Here is a 16,788-nt window from a genome sequence, read left to right as displayed (position 1 = left end):
CCTACGTAACCGCCACCTGGAATCCCCGCAGCGCAGCGGGGTCCAGCAGGGCCGAACGGACCAAAGCCGGCAGGTCGCCGGACCACTCCTGGGCCAGCGCCACCCCGGTGCCCAGACGACCGTCCGCCCACCGCACCCGCACCGCCACGGTGATCGCGCCCGCCATCGAGTCGACCAGCTCACCGACCACCACGTCGGAGTCCTGAGGGCCTTCGAGGTGCCGGACTGCCGCCGGGTCGAGGTTGCGCAGCAGGCGGTGCAGGTCGGCCGCGGTGCCGTGCGCCAACGGTCGGCGGGACGTGGGAGCGGTGGGGGAGCGGCCGATGGCTTCCAGCTGGAGCCGCGGGTCGGTCAGGTACTGGGCGGGGTCGACGGGGCGGCCCAGGGTGAGCTGGAGCCACTCGGCGAGGAAGGACGGAGTGGGGGCATCGGGCCAACCCAGGCGGGCGGCCACGGCCTTCAGGTAGGGCTCGCCGAGCAGGGCGCGCAGGTGGTCGGCGGCGGCGTGGTCGTCGAAGAGAGTCATCACCGCGGCCAGGTCGTCCAGCGTGACGGTGGCGTGCGGGTCGTCGGCGACGACGCCGTTGGTCGACTTGGTGCCCAAGTGGCGCAGGGAGGCCGAGTGCGGGCCAGTCGAGTAGCGCTCCCACTCGTGGACGGGGACGCGTTGCCCGGGGGAGATCAGGCCCTCGGCCACGGCTCGGCCGTAAGCGGCCAGGTGCACGACGCGGACGGCCGACGTGAGCGGTAGGAGGGCGTGGGGGCGGTGGCTGAACCGGCCGCCGCGGCCGTCATCCAGGACGAAGGCGATCTGCTTCCGGGGCGACGCGGTGGCGACGGCAGGCAGGAGCAGGGTGCCCGCGCACGCGGTGAGCAGCGCCCGTCGGGTCAGGTGCACGACGACACTCCCCTCGGGTAGTCCGTAATTCCGGAATACTAGAGGGGAGGTCGAGGGGGTGTCAGCGGCTTTGGACGGCGAACGTCACGCCCGGCGCCACCGGCTCCGGACGCGGCAACGTCCGGTCGGTCAGCGGCAGGTCGCCGTTCAGCGCGTCGATCACCGCGTCCCGGGCCAGCGGCAGCACCTCGGCCACCGTCACGTCCCGGTCCAGCTCGTGCGACAGCGACGCCACCCCGGCGTCCCGGATGCCGCACGGGACGATGTCCTCGAACGCGCCCAGGTCGGCGTTGCAGTTGATCTCGAACCCGTGCATGGTCACGCCGCGCTGCACCCGGATGCCGATCGCGGCCACCTTGCGCTCGATCCCGCGCTCGTCCGCCGGGATCCACACGCCGCTGCGGCCCTCGACCCGCCCGGTGTGCACGCCGAGCTGGTCGCACACGTGGATCAGGGCCTGCTCCAGCCGCCGCACGTACTGCACGACGTCCATCGGCTCGGCCAGCTCCACGATCGGGTAGCCGACCAGCTGCCCCGGCCCGTGCCAGGTGATCTTGCCGCCGCGGTCCACGTCGATGACCGGGACGTCCCCGCCGACCGGTCGCTCGTCGGGCTCGGTCCGCCGCCCGCACGTGTACACCGGCGGGTGCTCCAGCAGCAGGAGGGTGTCCCCCGCGGCCCCGTCCGCGCGCGCCTCGACGAGTTCGCGCTGGAGGTCCCACGCGGACAGGTAGTCGATGGTGCCCAGCTCACGCACGTCGATCGGGTCGGAGGACGTGCGGCAGGAGAGTTCGCGACTGCTCACGGCTCGACCCTACGCCCACCGCCCGGCACCCCGGCGACCGGCAGCAGGCCCAACGCGAGCGCCGCCACCAGGCCCACCCCGGTCGTGGCCAGCACCGCGCCGACCGTGTCGGTGAACCAGTGCATCTCCAGCACGACCCGGCTCGCCGCCGTCAGCACCACCGCCGTCACCGAGGCCGCCACCACCCACCGCACCATCGTGGGCCGCAGGTGCGCGCACAGCACGACCGCCGTCACGGACACCGCGGTCACCGCCGTGACGTGCCCGCTCGGGTAGGACGGCAGGTCGTACTCCACCGGCCGGACCCGCAGGTAGAACCACCGGGCCTGCACGGTCGCCCAGCACACCGCGAGCAGCACGGCCGCTTTGAACACCAGCACGTCCCGCGCCAGCAGCGCCCGCAGCACGAGGCTGACCAGCGCGATCGTGGCCAGGCCGGGGCTGAGCACCAGGCTCACCACGTCCGCCGCCCGCTCGAAGCCCGGCCCCAGCCCGATGGCCGCGCCGCGCAGCGCCGAGTCCAGTTCGGGCGGCGCCCCGTCGACCGACACGCCCAAGACCACCGACGCCAGCGCGAGGACCGCGCCGACGGACGCCGGGAACGCTCGCCTCACGCGGTCACGGCCGCGGCGACCGCCGCGCCCAGGGCCGGGTGCAGGAAGTGGAACCCGTGGCGCTCCAGGACCTTCGGCACGGCCCGCTGCCCCGCGAGCACGCCCTCCTCGGCGATCTCGCCCAGCACCACCTTGAGCACGAACCCCGGCACCACCCACGGCGTCGGCCGGTGCAGCGCGTGCCCGACCGTCCGGGTGAACTCGGCGTTGGTGACCGGGCTGGGCGCGGTGAGGTTCACCGGCCCGTGCACGTCGTGCTCCAGCACGAACTGGATCGCCGCGATCGTGTCGTCCAGGGAGATCCACGGCATGTACTGCCGCCCGTCGCCCAGCCGACCGCCGAGGCCGAACTTGAACAGCGGCCGGACCGCGCCGAACAACCCGCCCGACGGGCTGATCACCAGGCCGGTCCGCAGCCGCACGACCCGCTGCGACTCGGCGGCGGCGGTCGCGGCCTCCCAGCGGCGGCACAGGTCGGCCAGGAATCCCGAGCCCGCCGGCGCGGACTCGTCGACCACCGCGTCCCCGGTGTCGCCGTAGTACCCGATCGCGCTGGCGTTGACCAGCACCGGGATCCCGTGCTCGGCCACCGCGGAGGCCAGCACCTCGGTCGGGATGGTCCGGCTGTCCAGCAGCACCTGCTTGCGGGCGTGGTTCCACCGCTTGTCCGCGACGCCCGCGCCGCACAGGTTCACCACGGCGTCGACGCCGTCCAGCGCGCCCGGGTCGATCCGCCCGGCCGGCGGGTCCCAGCCGCGCTCGTCGGGCGCCGCCGGCCGCCTGCGGACCAACCGCAACACCTCGTGCTCGGCCCCGCGCAGCGCGGCGACCAGGCTGGTGCCGAGGAACCCGGACGACCCCGCGATCAGAACCCGCATACCGGTGATCGTCTCGCACGGTGTGCCGTGTTGCACAGCAGCGGCAGTGTTGCCGGCGCCACACAAACGCCGAAGGGCCGCCCCGAACTGCTCACCGGGGCGGCCCTTCCGAGTGCGTGCTACAGGCCCAGGTCGGCCTCGAACGCGCCCTCTTCCAGGCGGTTCTTCATCGTGGTCAGGAAGCGGCCCGCGTCCGCGCCGTCGACCAGGCGGTGGTCGTAGGTCAGCGCGAGGTAAGCCATCGACCGGATCGCGATGGTGTCGTCGCCGTTCTCGTCGGTGATCACGACCGCGCGCTTCTTGACCACGCCGACGCCCAGGATGCCGACCTGCGGCTGCTGGATGATCGGGGTGTCGAACAGCGCGCCGTTGCTGCCCAGGTTGGTCAGCGAGAACGTGCCGCCGGTCAGCTCGTCCGGGGTCAGCTTGTTCGCCCGGGCGCGCGACGCGAGGTCGTTGATCTTGTGCGACAGGCCCGCCAGGTTCAGGTCGCCCGCGTTCGCGATCACCGCGTTGAGCAGGCCGCGCTCGGTGTCGATCGCGATGCCCAGGTGCTCGGCGCCGTGGTAGACGACCTCCTTCTTCTCCTCGTCGATCGAGGCGTTCAGCACCGGGTGCTGCTTGAGCGCCTCGACGGCCGCCTTGGCGAAGAAGGGCAGGAACGTGAGCTTGGTGCCCTCGCGCTGCTCGAACGCCGCCTTGGCCTTGCCGCGCAGCCGGGCGATCTTGGTGACGTCCACCTCGAACACCTGGGTGAGCTGCGCGGAGACCTGGAGCGACTCGCGGGTGCGCTGCGCGACGATCTGGCGCAGGCGCGGCAGCTTCTGCACCGTGCCGCGCTTGCCGCTGTTGTCCACGGCCGGGGTGGCGACCCGCTGGGCGGGCGCGGAGGCGGCCGGGGCGGCGGGGGCGGCCGGCGCGGGAGCCGGGGCCTTGGCGGCCTCGACGGCGGCCAGCACGTCCTGCTTGCGGATGCGGCCGCCGACGCCGGTGCCCTTGAGCGTGCCGAGGTCGATGCCGTTCTCGGCGGCGAGCTTGCGCACCAGCGGCGTCACGTACGGCTGGCCGTTGGACTCCTCCGCGGAGGCGGGAGCGGCAGCCGGGGCGGACGCGGCCGGGGCGGCCTGCGGCGCCGGGGCGGCCTGCGGCGCCGGGGCGGCCTGAGCCGGAGCGGCGGCCTGCGGGGCCGGGGCGGCCGGTGCGGGCTTCGGCGCTTCCTGGGCCGGGGCGGGCGCGGGAGCCGGAGCCGGGGCGGCCTGCGCGGCCGGGGCGCCGGAGCCGATGACGGCGAGCCGGCCGCCGACCTCGACGGTCTCGTCCTCGCCGGCGGTGATCTCCAGCAGGGTGCCGGCGACCGGGGACGGGATCTCGGTGTCGACCTTGTCCGTCGACACCTCCAGCAGCGGCTCGTCGACCTCGACCGAGTCGCCGACCGACTTCAGCCAGCGGGTCACGGTGCCCTCGGTGACGCTCTCGCCCAGCGCGGGCATGGTCACCGGCGTGCCCTCGGCGGCACCACCGGACGAGGCCGGAGCGGGCTGGGCAGGCGCCGTCTGCGGCTCGGGCTGCGGGTCCGGCTTGGCCTCCTCGGCGGGGGCCTGCGGGGCGGGCGTCTCGGCCGGGGCCGACTGCTGCGCCGGGGCCGCGCCGGAGTCGTCGCCGTCGCCGATGACGGCGAGTTCGGCGCCGACCTCGACGGTCTCGTCCTCCTGGGCGACGATCTTCTGGAGCACGCCGGCCGCCGGGGACGGGATCTCGGTGTCGACCTTGTCGGTGGACACCTCCAGCAACGGCTCGTCGACCTCGACGCGGTCACCCTCCTGCTTCAACCAGCGGGTGACCGTGCCCTCGGTGACGCTCTCGCCGAGTGCGGGCATTTGGACGGAGAAGGCCATCGTTCGCTGACTCCTCGTGCGTGGGTCGTGGATCGGCTGACTTGGGTGGGGACGGTCAGCCGTGCACGTGCAGCGGCTTGCCGGCCAGGGCGAGGAAGGCCTCGCCGAGGGCTTCAGTCTGGGTCGGGTGGGCGTGGACCAGCGGGGCCACGTCCTCGGGGTAGGCCTCCCAGCTGTAGATCAGCTGGGCTTCGCCGATCAGCTCGCCGACCCGCTCGCCGACCATCGTGACACCCACCACCGGCCCGTCGGGGGCCTTGACCAGCTTGACGCCGCCGGCGGTCTTCAGGATCTGGCTCTTGCCGTTGCCCGCGAGGTCGTAGACGAACGTCTCCACCGAGCCGTACTTCTCCTTGGCCGCCGCCTCGGAGAGGCCGACCGAGGCGACCTCCGGCTTGCAGTAGGTGACACGCGGGATGCCCGCCTCGTCGATGACCTTGGGGTTCTGCCCGGCGATCTCCTCCGCGACGAAGATGCCCTGCTGGAACCCGCGGTGCGCGAGCTGCAGTCCGGGCACGATGTCGCCGACGGCGTAGACGTTCGGGAGGTTGGTGCGCAGGCGCTCGTCGGTGACGACGAACCCGCGGTCGATCTTGACGCCGGCCTCCTCGTAGCCGTGGCCCGCGGTGTTCGGGCCGCGGCCGACGGCGACCAGCAGGAGGTCCGCGTCGAGCACGTCGCCGGACTCCAGGGTCACCGAGACGCCGTTGTCGGTCTGGGTGGCGCCGGTGAACTTGACGCCGGTCTTGAACTTGATGCCCCGGCGGCGGAAGGCCCGCTCCAGCTGCTTGGACGCGTACTCGTCCTCGGCGGGGACCAGGCGGGGCAGGGCCTCCACGATGGTCACGTCCGCGCCGAACGAGGCCCACACGCTGGCGAACTCGACGCCGATCACGCCGCCGCCGAGCACGACGACCTTCTCCGGGATGAAGTCCAGGTTCAGCGCCTGGTCGCTGGTGATGACCCGGCCGCCGATCTCCAGGCCGGGCAGGCTGCGGGCGTAGGAACCGGTCGCCAGCACGATGTTCTTGCCGGTGTAGCGCTGCCCGTCGACCTCGATGGTGGTGCCGCCGACGAACCGGCCCGCGCCCTCGACCAGGGTGACCTTGTTCGCCTTCACCAGGCCCTGGAGGCCCTTGTAGAGGCGGCTGACCACGCCGTCCTTGTACGAGTTGACGCCCGCGATGTCGATGCCCTCCAGCGAGGACTTCACGCCGAACTGGTCGCCCTCGCGGGCGTTGTCCGCGACCTCCGCCGCGTGCAGCAGCGCCTTGGTGGGGATGCAGCCGCGGTGCAGGCACGTGCCCCCCAGCTTGTCCTTCTCGACCAGGACGACGGACAGGCCTAGCTCCGCCGCGCGGAACGCGCAGGCGTAGCCGCCCGAGCCGCCACCGAGGATCACAAGGTCGGCGGAGGTGTCGGTCACGGGATCTCCCTGGAGAGCTTGATGCCTTACTTCGCGCGGGTGCGCGCGGGTGGTTGCCATCTTGTCACTAGTTCGCGAACGACGGCGACGCGGTGTCCTGTTGGGAGGATTTGGCCGCGCCTTCACACGCCCGCCGGCACCATGGTCGGCAGGAGTCTGCGCAGGAGGTGGCCCGGTGGGCCTGTTCGACCGTTTTCGCAGGAAGCAGCGCCCGGGCGTGCTGCGGACCTCCACGTCCGCGGACACCGGTCACCTGGAGAAGTGGGCGGCGGAGCGGCGCGGGGTGGAGGCGTACGTCGAGCCCAAGACGACCGTGACGGAAACCACGGTCGTGCTGGTCGCGCACGACGGCGAGTGGACCCGGCGGCGCATCGACGGCACCGAGGGCGCCCGCAGGCTGGCCAAGAAGCTGGGCATCCCGATCTACGACGCCGGGATCGTCGGCTACCCGAAGCGGATGCGCGAGTACAGCCGGCGCAAGAACCAGGGTTAGGCCAGCCCGTTCCACAGGGTCTCGACGAGCTTTTCCGGGTCCGACTCCCACTCGGTGAAGAAGCTGAGAAAAGCGTGGTACTGGCACGTCCCGAGGATCAGGTCCGCACTCGCCTGCGGGTCTGATTCCGGGGACAGCCGGCCCTTTTCCTGCTCGGCGCGCAGGTAATCGCCCAGCGCCTTCGCGGGCACGTGCGGACCAGTCCCACGCTGCTGCAACGCCTCGTTGTGCGCGGCGAGCAGTGATGGCTCGGAGAAGATCGACGCGGCGATGGGAAACGTTTCGGTATAGAAACCGATGGCCGTTTCGGCCACGTGGATCAGCGTTTTCTTCAGGTTGCCTTCGCCCGGCCGCAGGCTCGTGATGAGTGCGGTGAGATCGCGCGGCGTCCGTTCCTTCAGAACGGCCAGGAACAGGTCCGTTTTGTCCTGGAAGTGCTTGTAGAGCGCCGCTTCCGACAGGCTCGCCGCCTTGGCGATCTCCTTGGTGGTCGCCCGGGCCAGCCCCTTGGTCCGCATGACGTGGGCCGCCGCGTCGAGGATGCGGTCGCGTGTGGTCATGTGGTAACCCTAGTGGTTAGTGAGTACTCACCAACCAGCCGAGGGGGACCAGGTGGAGATCATCGTGTTCGGGGCTACCGGCGGCACGGGCGTCCACGTCGTGGCGCAGGCGAGGGAAGCGGGCCACCACGTGACGGCAGTGGGGCGCTCGGCGAACGGCAACGACGTGGTGGCGGACGTGCTGGACCCGGAGTCGATCGCACCGGTGATCGCCGGCGCGGACGCCGTGGTCACGGCCATCGGCACCAGGGGGAGGGGGCCGACCACCCTCCAGGAGGACAGCACCCGCAGCATCGTGACGGCGATGAAGCAGTCCGGCGTCCGGCGCTTGATCGTGGTCAGCAACAGCGGCATGACCGTGGACGACCAGGACACCGCCGTCAGCCGCTACCTGGCCAAGCCCGTCCTCCGCCAGGTCTTGAAACACCCGTGGGCGGACATGGCCGCGATGGAGGAGGTCGTGCGCTCCAGCGGTCTGGACTGGACGATCACCCGCCCGCCGCGGCTCACCAACGCCCGGCGCACGGGCAAGTTCCGCACCGCGACCGGCACGAACCTCAGGGGCGGCAACAACATCTCCCGCGCGGACCTGGCGTCCCTGATCATCACGTGCCTGGAAGACCCGGAGACGATCGGCCAGTCGATCGCCATCGGCTACTGAACGGAACGGGGCCGCGCCAGAACGGCGCGGCCCCCGTCACGAACTCGCGAACTCAGCCGTTCGCGGCGATGTCCGCCAGCACTGCGGCCAGCGTCCGCACCGGCACGCCCGTGCCGCCCTTGGTGGTGTACCCGTAGGCACCGCCCGCGTGGTAGGACGGCCCCGCGATGTCCACGTGCGCCCAGGTGACGCCCTCGGCCACGAACTCGCGCAGGAAGATCCCCGCCGCCAGCATCCCGCCGAAGCGGTGCCCGGCCACGTTGGCGATGTCCGCCAGGCGCGAGTCCAGGTCGGCGCGCAGCTCCTCCGGCAGCGGCATGGACCAGGCCTGCTCGCCGACCGCCCGGCCGATCTCCGCGACCCGGTCGCGGAAGGCGTCGGTGCCCATTACGCCGGCGGTGCGCTTGCCCAGGGACACGACCTGCGCGCCGGTCAGCGTGGAGGTCTCGATCAGGTAGTCCGGCTCGTCCTCGCACGCCCGCACGATCGCGTCGGACAGCACCAGGCGGCCCTCGGCGTCGGTGTTGAGCACCTCGACGGTCTTGCCGCCGTACATGGTGAGCACGTCACCCGGCCGGTAGGCGCTGCCGGACGGCATGTTCTCCGCCAGCGGCGCGTACGCGGTGACCTCCAGCGGGTACTTGAGCTTGGCGGCCAGCACGACCGTGGCGACGACCGCCGCCGCGCCGCTCATGTCGGAGGTCATCTCGTCCATGCCCGCGGCGGGCTTGATCGAGATGCCGCCGGTGTCGAACGTGATGCCCTTGCCGACCAGGGCGACCTTCTTGCCCGCCTTCGGCCCCTTGTAGGAGATCCGGACCAGGCGCGGCGGGCGGGACGAGCCGCCGCCGACGCCGAGGATGCCGCCGAAGCCCTGCTTGCGCAGCGCCTTCTCGTCCAGCACCTCGACCTCGACGCCGTCCAGGCCCTTGGTCAGCGCGACCGCCCGCTCGGCGAAGGAGGCCGGGAACAGGTCGTTGGGCGGGGTGTTGATCAGGTCGCGGGCGGTCGAGACGGCCTCGGCGATCAGGGTGGACGCCTTCAGGGTGGCGCGGTGCGGCTTGAGGTTGCCGGTCACCGCGAACTCCACGCGACCGACCGGGGCGTCGCCGGCGGAGGTCTTGTAGGCGTTGAACTGGTACGCGCCCAGCAGCGTGCCCTCGACCGCGGGGCCGAGGTGCAGCGCGGACAGCGTGCTGACGGCGCGCTTCTTGCCGGTCAGGGCGCGGGCGGCGGCACCGGAGGCGCGGCGCACCTGCTCCTCGGTGACCGTGCCGTCGTCGCCCGGCTTGCCCAGGCCGACGGCGATCACGACCGGGGCCGCGGTCTTGCCGAAACTCGGCAGGGACACGACCTCCTCGGCCTTGCCGGTGGCGCCCAGGGTGGACAGCACTTCCACCAGGCCGCCGTCGAACGCGGCGTTCACCGCATCGGCCGCACCCGCGAGGGCGAGTCCGTCCGGTCCCTGGAGGGTGCCCACGACCACGGCGTCCGCGGTCGTGGTGCTCGGGTCACTGTCGGTGATGGCCAGCTTCGGCGGGGTCACTGCGGCTCCTCGACGTGGGTCCTCCCGGCACTTCCTGGTCGTGCGGCGGGAACTTGGGCGGATCGAGACTGAGGTGGATCGTGACGAATGCTAAAGGTCCCGTTCACCGCGGCGTCCCCCGCACTGTCGATAGCGGGGAGTAACAATTAACACGATCAGGCGTCAGCCCCACGGGCGTTCGCGCTCACCCGATCCATCTGGGACCGTAAGGCGGTGACAGTCACGCCCCGTGCCGGGGCCGTGGTGCTCGCGCTCGGCGCGACGCTGGGCGTCGGAGTCTTCACCGGACTCGCCCCGGCCGCCGCCCTCGCCGGCCCCTGGTTCCTCTTCGCCCTGCTGCTCGCCGCGCTCACCGCGCTGTGCTGCGCGTTCTCCACCGCCGACCAGCACCGCGCGTACCCCGACGCGCCCGGCGGGTACGCCTACATCCGCAACCAGCTCGGCCCGTGGCCGGCCCGCATCGGCGCCGCCGCTCACCTGATCGGGAGAGCCGGTGTCGCCGCCGCCCTGGCCGGCACGTTCGGGGCGTACGTCTTCCCCGCCGACCGCACGCTCGCCGGCCTGGCCCTGCTCATCGGCACCGCCGCCCTCGGCCGGCACGTCCGGGGCCGCGTCGGCTGGGCGGTCGCGGCCGTCGTCGTGGGCGTCCTGGCCCTGGTCGCCCTGGTCGGCTTCTCAGTGGCCCCGCCGGACAACGCCGCCGCCCCGGCAGCGGGCTTCGACGGCATCATGGGCGCCGCGTCGATCTTGTTGATCGCCTTCACCGGCTTCGAACGAGTGACCGCACCTCACCCGAACGAGCCAACTTTCCCGGCGAAAACCCTCCACGTGGCGATCCCGGTCCTCATCGGTGTCGCCCTGATGATCACAGCCGTGGTCGGCTTCGCGCTCTTGCGCCAACTGGGCGCGCCCAGGCTCGCACTGTCACCAGCACCACTCCGGGACGCCCTCGTAGCCGCAGACGGAACCGCTGTGATCCCACTGCTCACTTTCGGCGCGGCAGTGGCGGCCGTCGCCTCCCTCTCGTGGGTGCTGGGCAGCGCGCGCCGCACGTTGACCGGCCTCACCGAGACCGGCGACCTGCCTCCGATCCGCTCCGGCTGGCCGCTGGACGTGATCGGCACCGCCCTGGCCGCCGCCGCGTTCCTCCTCCTGCCCACGACCACCGCCCTGGCCGTCGGCGCGTGCGCCACCGCCTTCTACTACGGCTTCACGAACGCCGGCGCACGTGTCCTGCTGCACGAGGACCGCACGTGGTCCATGCGCACGGCGTGCATCGGTCTGGGCATGTCGGTCCTGCTGGCCATGAGCGCGCCCGCCGAGGCCCTGGTGATCACCGTGGTCGGCATCGCCCTGGGTACCGGCCTGCTCGCGCTGGGGCGCCTGCGCCAGCCGGTCGGGTAAAGCTCGGACGTCCGAGCGTCGGGACAGCGATTTTCCGCTGTCCCACCAGCGGCTACTGTGCTGACATGACGACCGCGTTGCCTTTCACCCGGACCCCCAACCCGACGCCGGCGACCCCGGAGCGGGTCGCGGAGGTACTCGCCAAGCCGGGCTTCGGGCAGCACTTCACCGACCACATGGTGACGATCCGCTGGAACCGCGACAAGGGCTGGCACGACGCCGCTGTCGAGCCCTACCACTCGCTGGAGCTGGACCCGGCGGCAATGGTGCTGCACTACGGCCAGGCGATCTTCGAAGGGCTCAAGGCGTACCGCCGGCCCGACGGCTCGATCGCGTCCTTCCGCCCCGAGGCGAACGCCGCGCGCTTCCGCGCGTCGGCCCGCCGCATCGCCATGCCCGAGCTGCCCGACGAGCTGTTCCTGGAGTCCATCCGGCAGCTCGTCGAGGTGGACGCCCGGTGGGTGCCCTCGGTCGCCGAGGAGTCGCTGTACCTCCGGCCGTTCATGTACTCGACCGAGAAGGGCCTGGGCGTGCGGCCCGCGAACGAGTACCTCTACGTGCTCATCGCCTCGCCCGCCGGCTCGTACTTCGCGGGCGGCCTGAAGCCGGTGACGGTGTGGCTGTCCACCGAGTACGTCCGCGCGGCCCCCGGCGGCACCGGCGCGGCGAAGTTCGCGGGCAACTACGCGGCGTCCCTGGTGGCCCAGGCCCAGGCCGCCGAGCAGGGCTGCGACCAGGTCGTGTGGCTGGACGCGGTGGAGCGGCGCTGGGTGGAGGAGATGGGCGGGATGAACCTGTTCTTCGTCCTCGGCTCCGGCGCGGACGCCCGCATCGTGACCCCCGAACTGTCCGGCGCGTTGCTGCCCGGCATCACCCGCGACTCCCTCCTGCGCCTGGCCGCCGACCTGGGCCACGCGGTCGAGGAGCGCCGGTTCTCCACGGAGGAGTGGGAGAAGAAGGCGGAGTCCGGTGAGCTGACCGAGGTCTTCGCCTGCGGCACGGCGGCGGTGATCACCCCGGTCGGCCACGTGAAGCACGCCGGCGGCCAGTTCAGCACCTCGGGCGGCGCGACCGGCGAGGTGACCATGAAGCTGCGCGAACGCCTGACCGGCATCCAACAGGGCACCATCGAGGACCCGCACGGCTGGATGACCAAGCTCGCCTAAGACGCCAAGGTCCCGTCCTCGACCCGCTGCGCGCGCTTCTTCTCGGCGCGCGCAGCGCCCGCTTCCCGGCGCACAGCGCCCCGCTCTTCGGCGCGCAGCGCCTGTATTGGGCGCGCAGCGCCGTCGGGCAGTGCCGCCGGGGCACACACCTCAACTCCGGCTTCTTGCTTGTGTCATCCCCGTATGGCCCGCCCGAAGGGCTACCACATTTTTGGTCGGGTGCAGCCGAAAATGTTGTGAGGAACGAGCAAAATTTTTAGCGGCACCCGGCCAAAAATGTGGTCGGCTTTGCCGGGTCATGCGGGGATGACACAAGCAAGAAGCCCCCGCAGTTGTAGTTGTGTCATCCTTGGCGGCTCGCCCGCCGGCGAGGCTCTTTAATCTTTAAAATTGCGCTTCCCCGCTCAACTCCACGCTTCGCGCGTGGTCACGCAACGCGCTCCGCGCTGCTGGAGGAGGAACGCGCTTCGCGCTCTTGAACCGCGCTTACGCGCTCGCAAGCTGAACGCGCTGACGCGCTCTCAAGATCAAAAGCCAAAAGCGGGCCTGGAGGCCCCCGGGCGAGGAAGGGCGTCGGTTCGTCCCCCGTACGACCTGCCGGAGGCAACCACGCTTCGGTCCTTTCCGCAACCGGTAAAGCGTGGTTGCGGAAAGGACCGAAGCGTGGTTGGACTGCGCCCAGGCCGTACGGGGGACGAACCGAGGCCCCGCTGTGGCTTGGCAAGTCCGAGCAAAAGCAGCGCCTGCGGCGCGAAGCAGCCGCTGCGCGGCAAAAAGCGGGCGGTATGCGTGGGCATACCGGGTGGCGTCGACTATTAAGGCGCCATGGCACACACGGCGAGTGCCGCGACGCTCGCCGTCTCGCAAGCCGCGCCCAGCACATCACCGGTGATCCCGCCAAATCGCCTACGCGTGTGCCTGATCAACACCAGCACCAACCCCAGCGCCAGCACCACCGCGACCGGACCGTGGACGGGAGCCACGAAGAACCCCGCCACGGCCAGCACGACCCACCACCCCACCACGACCCACACCGGCTGAGTCCCGGCGACCAACGCCCCCAACCCCTCGGGCCGAGCCGCCGGTACCCCCCGCGCGCAGCACAGCACGAAAGCCGCCCGCCCCACCGCCAACGCCAGCACCACCGCACCCGCCGACACGGACGGCAGCGCCACCGCCTCCGCTCCCAGCACCACGATCAGCGCCACCACCGCGAACGGCCCGGCCCCGCCGTCCTTCATGACGGCCAACGCCCGCTCCGGCGGCCCGTAGCACCCCAACCCGTCCGCCGTATCGGCCAGCCCGTCCAAGTGCATCCCGCGCGTGGCCAACGCCAGCCCGCCGACGACCAGGAACCCGGCCAGCAACGGCGGCGCGCCCAGCCACGACAACCCGGCCAGCACCGCCGCCGCCACGCCACCCAACAGCACCCCGACCACCGGGGCCCACGTGATCGCCCGCCGCGCCGCCCGACCGTCCACATCGGACACCGAGATCGGCAGAACAGTCAGCCAGGACAGCGCGAGCAGCATCAGGCAGGTCCGGAGACGCCCGCGCCCTCGAAGGTGGCCATCTCCGCCAGCACCTTCGCCGCCATCGCCACCAGCGGCAGCGCGGCCACCGCACCCGAGCCCTCGCCCAGGCGCATCTCGAAGTCCAGCAGCGGTTCCAAGCTCAGGTGCTGCAACGCGATGCCGTGCGCGGGCTCGACCGACCGGTGCCCGGCCACCCACCACTCGCGCGCCCCGGGCGCCAGTTCCTCGGCCACGATCGCCGCCGCGCCGACCACGACCCCGTCCAGGATCACCGGCGTCTTCCGCACGGCCGCCTGCGCCAGGAACCCGGCCATCGCCGCGATGTCCGCCCCCGACGCGGTCGCCAGCAGTTGCACCGGGTCGCTCAGCACGGGCCGAGCCCGGCGCAGCGCGTCCCGGATGGCGGCGGTCTTGCGCATCCAGCCCTGGTCGTCGATGCCCGTCCCGCGACCGACCACGGCGACCGGCTCGGACCCGGTCAGCGCGGCGATCAGGACCGCGGCGGGGGTCGTGTTGCCGATGCCCATGTCGCCGGCGATGAGCAGGTCGGCGCCGCCGTCGACCTCGTCGTCGGCGAGCTTGCGACCCAGCTCGATCGCCCGCTCGGCCTCCTCCAGCGTCAACGCGTCCTCGCGGTCGATCGACCCCGAACCCCGGCGGATCTTGGCGTCGCCGACCGAAGTGTCCGAGTCCACCGCGACGTCGACCACGCGGACCGTCGCCCCGGCGACCGTGGCCAGGACGTTCACCGCCGCGCCGCCGGCCAGGAAGTTCGCCACCATCTGCCCGGTGACCTCGCTCGGGTACGCGGACACGCCGTGCCGCGCGACCCCGTGGTCACCGGCGAACACGACGACCCGCGGCCGGGTGAACGGCCGCGGCGGGCACACGCCCTGGCACGCGGACACCCAGACGCCAAGCTCCTCCAGCTTGCCCAACGACCCCGCGGGCTTGGTCAGCACGCCGTGGCGGGCGACGGCCTGGCGGCGGACGTCCTCGCTGGGCGGCTCGACGGGCGGGAACTCGATGGTCACCGACTACCTCCGGCTTCGCGCAGTCGCAGTGGGATTCCCGCGACGACCAGCAAGACCTCGTCGCAGACCTCGGCCAGCCGCGCGTTGAGCGAGCCGAGGTGATCGCGGAAGAGCCTGCCAGAGTGGGTGCTGGGCACGACGCCGAGGCCGACCTCGGCGGACACCAGCACCAGCCGGGTCCGGGTCTGCGCGACCGCGTTCACCAGCGCGGCGCACTCCCGCTCGACCTCGCCGATGCCGTGCCCCTCCCACGCGCCCGCGTCGTCCAGCGCGCCGGCGAGCCAGGTGGCCAGGTCGTCGACCAGGATCGGCGGGTCGGTGGCCTCGGTGGCGGTGAGCAGCGCGGTGAGGTCGTTCGGCGCGGGGGCCTCCACGGTGTGCCAGGTCTTCGGGCGGCGGGCCACGTGCTGGGCGATCCGCAGCTCCCAGTCCGCGTCGTCCGGGTAGCGCCGCGCGGTCGCGACGTACGTGACGACGTCGTCGGTGAGCAGGCCTTCCGCGTGCGCCGACTTGCCCGACCGCGCCCCGCCGAGGACGAGTGTCCGACTCGTCACACCCCACCCCATCCGGTCTGTTTGGTCATAGCCTGGCGAACGTTACCCGGAGGACATCAGGAGGAGCCGGACGTGGAGTACCGGTGGCGCTACCAGGACGAGGAGGGCCGCGAGGTGGACGGCCCGACGGTGGTGTTCGCGGACCAGGCCGAGGCCGAGGACTGGTTCAGCGCCGAGTGGTCGGCGCTGCGCGACGCGGGCGTGGCCCAGGTGACCCTGCTGCGCGCCGAGTCCGAGGTGTACGGCCCGATGTCCCTCGCCCCGGCCGAATAGACGGGTGAGCCCCACCCGGCCGTCCGGGTGGGGCTCAGCGGCGTCACGGGGTGACGGTCAGGCGCGGGTCGGTCTCGACCACGCCCTCCAGGACCTCGTCGATCTTCTTCAGCAGCTCGTCCTCCAGCACCACGCCGGCGGCCTTGACGTTCTCGTGCACCTGCTCCGGCCGGGACGCGCCGATGATCGCGGACGCCACGTTCGGGTTCTGCAGCACCCACGCGACGGCGAGCTGGGCCAGCGACAGCCCGGCCTCGTCGGCCAGCGGCTTGAGCTGCTGGACCTTGTTCAGCACGTCGTCCCGCATGAACCGCTGGATGAACTTCGAGCCGTTCTCGTCGGTCGCCCGCGAGCCCTCCGGCACCGGCTGCCCCGGCAGGTACTTGCCGGTCAGCACGCCCTGCGCGATGGGGGACCAGACGATCTGGCTGATGCCCTCGCGCTCGGAGGTCGGCACCACCTGGGACTCGATGACCCGCCACAGCATCGAGTACTGCGGCTGGTTGGAGATGAACGGCACCTTCAGCTCGCGGGCCAGCGCGGCGCCCTGCGCGATCTGGTCGGCGTTCCACTCGGAGACGCCGATGTAGAGCGCCTTGCCCTGGCGGACGATGTCGGCGAAGGCGAGCATCGTCTCTTCCAGCGGGGTGTGCCGGTCGAACCGGTGCGCCTGGTAGAGGTCGACGTAGTCGGTCTGGAGGCGCTGGAGCGACCCGTCGATCGACTCCATGATGTGCTTGCGGCCCAGCCCCTTGTCGTTGGGGCCGCCGGGGCCGGTCGGCCAGAAGACCTTGGTGAAGATCTCCAGCGATTGCCGGCGCTCGCCCTTGAGGGCGCGGCCGAGCACCTCTTCGGCCTTCGTGTTGGCGTACACGTCGGCGGTGTCGAAGGTGGTGATGCCGGCGTCGAGCGCGGCGCGGACGCAAGCGGTCGCCTGCTCCTCCTCGACCTGGGAGCCGTGGGTGAGCCAGTTGCCGTACGAGATCTCGCTGATGTTGAGGCCACTGCGGCCGAGGCGTCGGAACTCCATGCGCCCACCCTAGCCG

Annotated in this window: 17 protein-coding genes; 5 read left to right on the top strand and 12 right to left on the bottom strand. The window is 72.0% G+C overall.

The window, feature by feature from the left end; genetic code table 11:
- Position 1 precedes the first annotated feature (1 nt).
- The 6 genes from RIN75_RS17260 to lpdA form a co-directional block, all read right to left on the bottom strand.
- A complete protein-coding gene (locus RIN75_RS17260; RefSeq protein WP_309112958.1) occupies positions 2-898 on the bottom strand; it encodes a serine hydrolase in 897 nt (298 codons plus the stop codon).
- Positions 899-959: 61 nt separating this feature from the next.
- Positions 960-1,703 carry a lipoyl(octanoyl) transferase LipB gene (lipB, locus tag RIN75_RS17255; RefSeq protein ID WP_309112957.1) on the bottom strand — a complete coding sequence of 248 codons (744 nt, stop codon included), beginning with the start codon at positions 1,701-1,703 and terminating at the stop codon, positions 960-962.
- The gene (locus RIN75_RS17250) at positions 1,700-2,317 is read right to left on the bottom strand and encodes a phosphatase PAP2 family protein (protein WP_309112956.1); all 618 of its coding nucleotides are present in this window, start codon (positions 2,315-2,317) and stop codon (positions 1,700-1,702) included. The genes lipB and RIN75_RS17250 overlap by 4 nt, the downstream gene beginning before the upstream one ends.
- Positions 2,314-3,195, bottom strand: a complete 882-nt coding sequence (locus tag RIN75_RS17245) for a TIGR01777 family oxidoreductase (RefSeq protein WP_309112955.1) — start codon at positions 3,193-3,195, stop codon at positions 2,314-2,316. Before RIN75_RS17245 ends, RIN75_RS17250 begins: the two co-directional genes overlap by 4 nt.
- Positions 3,196-3,314: 119 nt before the next feature.
- On the bottom strand, positions 3,315-5,090 hold the full coding sequence (gene sucB, locus RIN75_RS17240) for a 2-oxoglutarate dehydrogenase, E2 component, dihydrolipoamide succinyltransferase (RefSeq protein ID WP_309112954.1): 1,776 nt from the start codon (positions 5,088-5,090) through the stop codon (positions 3,315-3,317).
- A gap of 55 nt (positions 5,091-5,145) precedes the next feature.
- A complete protein-coding gene (lpdA, locus tag RIN75_RS17235; protein WP_309112953.1) occupies positions 5,146-6,516 on the bottom strand; it encodes a dihydrolipoyl dehydrogenase in 1,371 nt (456 codons plus the stop codon).
- A 175-nt stretch (positions 6,517-6,691) separates the two neighbouring features.
- Between lpdA and RIN75_RS17230 the strand changes: the two genes are divergently transcribed.
- Positions 6,692-7,009 carry an oxidoreductase gene (locus RIN75_RS17230; RefSeq protein WP_309112952.1) on the top strand — a complete coding sequence of 106 codons (318 nt, stop codon included), beginning with the start codon at positions 6,692-6,694 and terminating at the stop codon, positions 7,007-7,009.
- Here RIN75_RS17230 and RIN75_RS17225 read toward each other — a convergent pair.
- Positions 7,006-7,569 carry a TetR/AcrR family transcriptional regulator gene (locus RIN75_RS17225; protein ID WP_309112951.1) on the bottom strand — a complete coding sequence of 188 codons (564 nt, stop codon included), beginning with the start codon at positions 7,567-7,569 and terminating at the stop codon, positions 7,006-7,008. The genes RIN75_RS17230 and RIN75_RS17225 overlap by 4 nt on opposite strands.
- Before the next feature lie 52 nt (positions 7,570-7,621).
- On the opposite strand from RIN75_RS17225, the gene RIN75_RS17220 reads away from it, so the two are divergent.
- Positions 7,622-8,230 carry an SDR family oxidoreductase gene (locus RIN75_RS17220; RefSeq protein WP_309112950.1) on the top strand — a complete coding sequence of 203 codons (609 nt, stop codon included), beginning with the start codon at positions 7,622-7,624 and terminating at the stop codon, positions 8,228-8,230.
- Positions 8,231-8,282: 52 nt separating this feature from the next.
- On the opposite strand, the gene RIN75_RS17215 is transcribed toward RIN75_RS17220, so the two are convergent.
- Positions 8,283-9,776, bottom strand: coding sequence for a leucyl aminopeptidase (locus tag RIN75_RS17215; protein ID WP_309112949.1), 1,494 nt, complete (start codon positions 9,774-9,776; stop codon positions 8,283-8,285).
- A 213-nt stretch (positions 9,777-9,989) separates the two neighbouring features.
- Here RIN75_RS17215 and RIN75_RS17210 point away from each other — a divergent pair, with 213 nt between their 5' ends.
- Positions 9,990-11,180: an amino acid permease gene (locus RIN75_RS17210; protein WP_309112948.1), complete on the top strand. Its 1,191-nt coding sequence runs from the start codon at positions 9,990-9,992 to the stop codon at positions 11,178-11,180.
- A gap of 65 nt (positions 11,181-11,245) precedes the next feature.
- Positions 11,246-12,346 carry a branched-chain amino acid aminotransferase gene (locus RIN75_RS17205; RefSeq protein WP_309112947.1) on the top strand — a complete coding sequence of 367 codons (1,101 nt, stop codon included), beginning with the start codon at positions 11,246-11,248 and terminating at the stop codon, positions 12,344-12,346.
- Positions 12,347-13,161: 815 nt separating this feature from the next.
- Here RIN75_RS17205 and RIN75_RS17200 read toward each other — a convergent pair.
- The 3 genes from RIN75_RS17200 to cobU are packed head-to-tail and all read right to left on the bottom strand — an operon-like array spanning position 13,162 to position 15,469.
- Positions 13,162-13,878 carry an adenosylcobinamide-GDP ribazoletransferase gene (locus tag RIN75_RS17200; RefSeq protein ID WP_309112946.1) on the bottom strand — a complete coding sequence of 239 codons (717 nt, stop codon included), beginning with the start codon at positions 13,876-13,878 and terminating at the stop codon, positions 13,162-13,164.
- Complete coding sequence (gene cobT, locus RIN75_RS17195) at positions 13,878-14,915, bottom strand: nicotinate-nucleotide--dimethylbenzimidazole phosphoribosyltransferase (RefSeq protein WP_309112945.1); 1,038 nt, start codon at positions 14,913-14,915, stop codon at positions 13,878-13,880. The genes RIN75_RS17200 and cobT overlap by 1 nt, the downstream gene beginning before the upstream one ends.
- Positions 14,912-15,469 carry a bifunctional adenosylcobinamide kinase/adenosylcobinamide-phosphate guanylyltransferase gene (gene cobU, locus RIN75_RS17190; RefSeq protein WP_309112944.1) on the bottom strand — a complete coding sequence of 186 codons (558 nt, stop codon included), beginning with the start codon at positions 15,467-15,469 and terminating at the stop codon, positions 14,912-14,914. The genes cobT and cobU overlap by 4 nt, the downstream gene beginning before the upstream one ends.
- Before the next feature lie 72 nt (positions 15,470-15,541).
- On the opposite strand from cobU, the gene RIN75_RS17185 reads away from it, so the two are divergent.
- Entirely contained in the window at positions 15,542-15,742 is a 201-nt protein-coding gene (locus RIN75_RS17185) for a hypothetical protein (protein WP_309112943.1), read from the top strand.
- Between the two features lie 43 nt (positions 15,743-15,785).
- Here RIN75_RS17185 and RIN75_RS17180 read toward each other — a convergent pair whose 3' ends face one another.
- Entirely contained in the window at positions 15,786-16,772 is a 987-nt protein-coding gene (locus RIN75_RS17180) for an aldo/keto reductase family protein (protein WP_309112942.1), read from the bottom strand.
- Between the last annotated feature and the right edge of the window lie 16 nt (positions 16,773-16,788).

Origin of the sequence: Saccharothrix sp. (assembly GCF_031180885.1) — a bacterium.
Lineage (GTDB): Bacteria > Actinomycetota > Actinomycetes > Mycobacteriales > Pseudonocardiaceae > Actinosynnema.
Note: the sequence above shows the minus strand (reverse complement) of the source record. Positions and strands in the feature narration are given on the sequence as shown.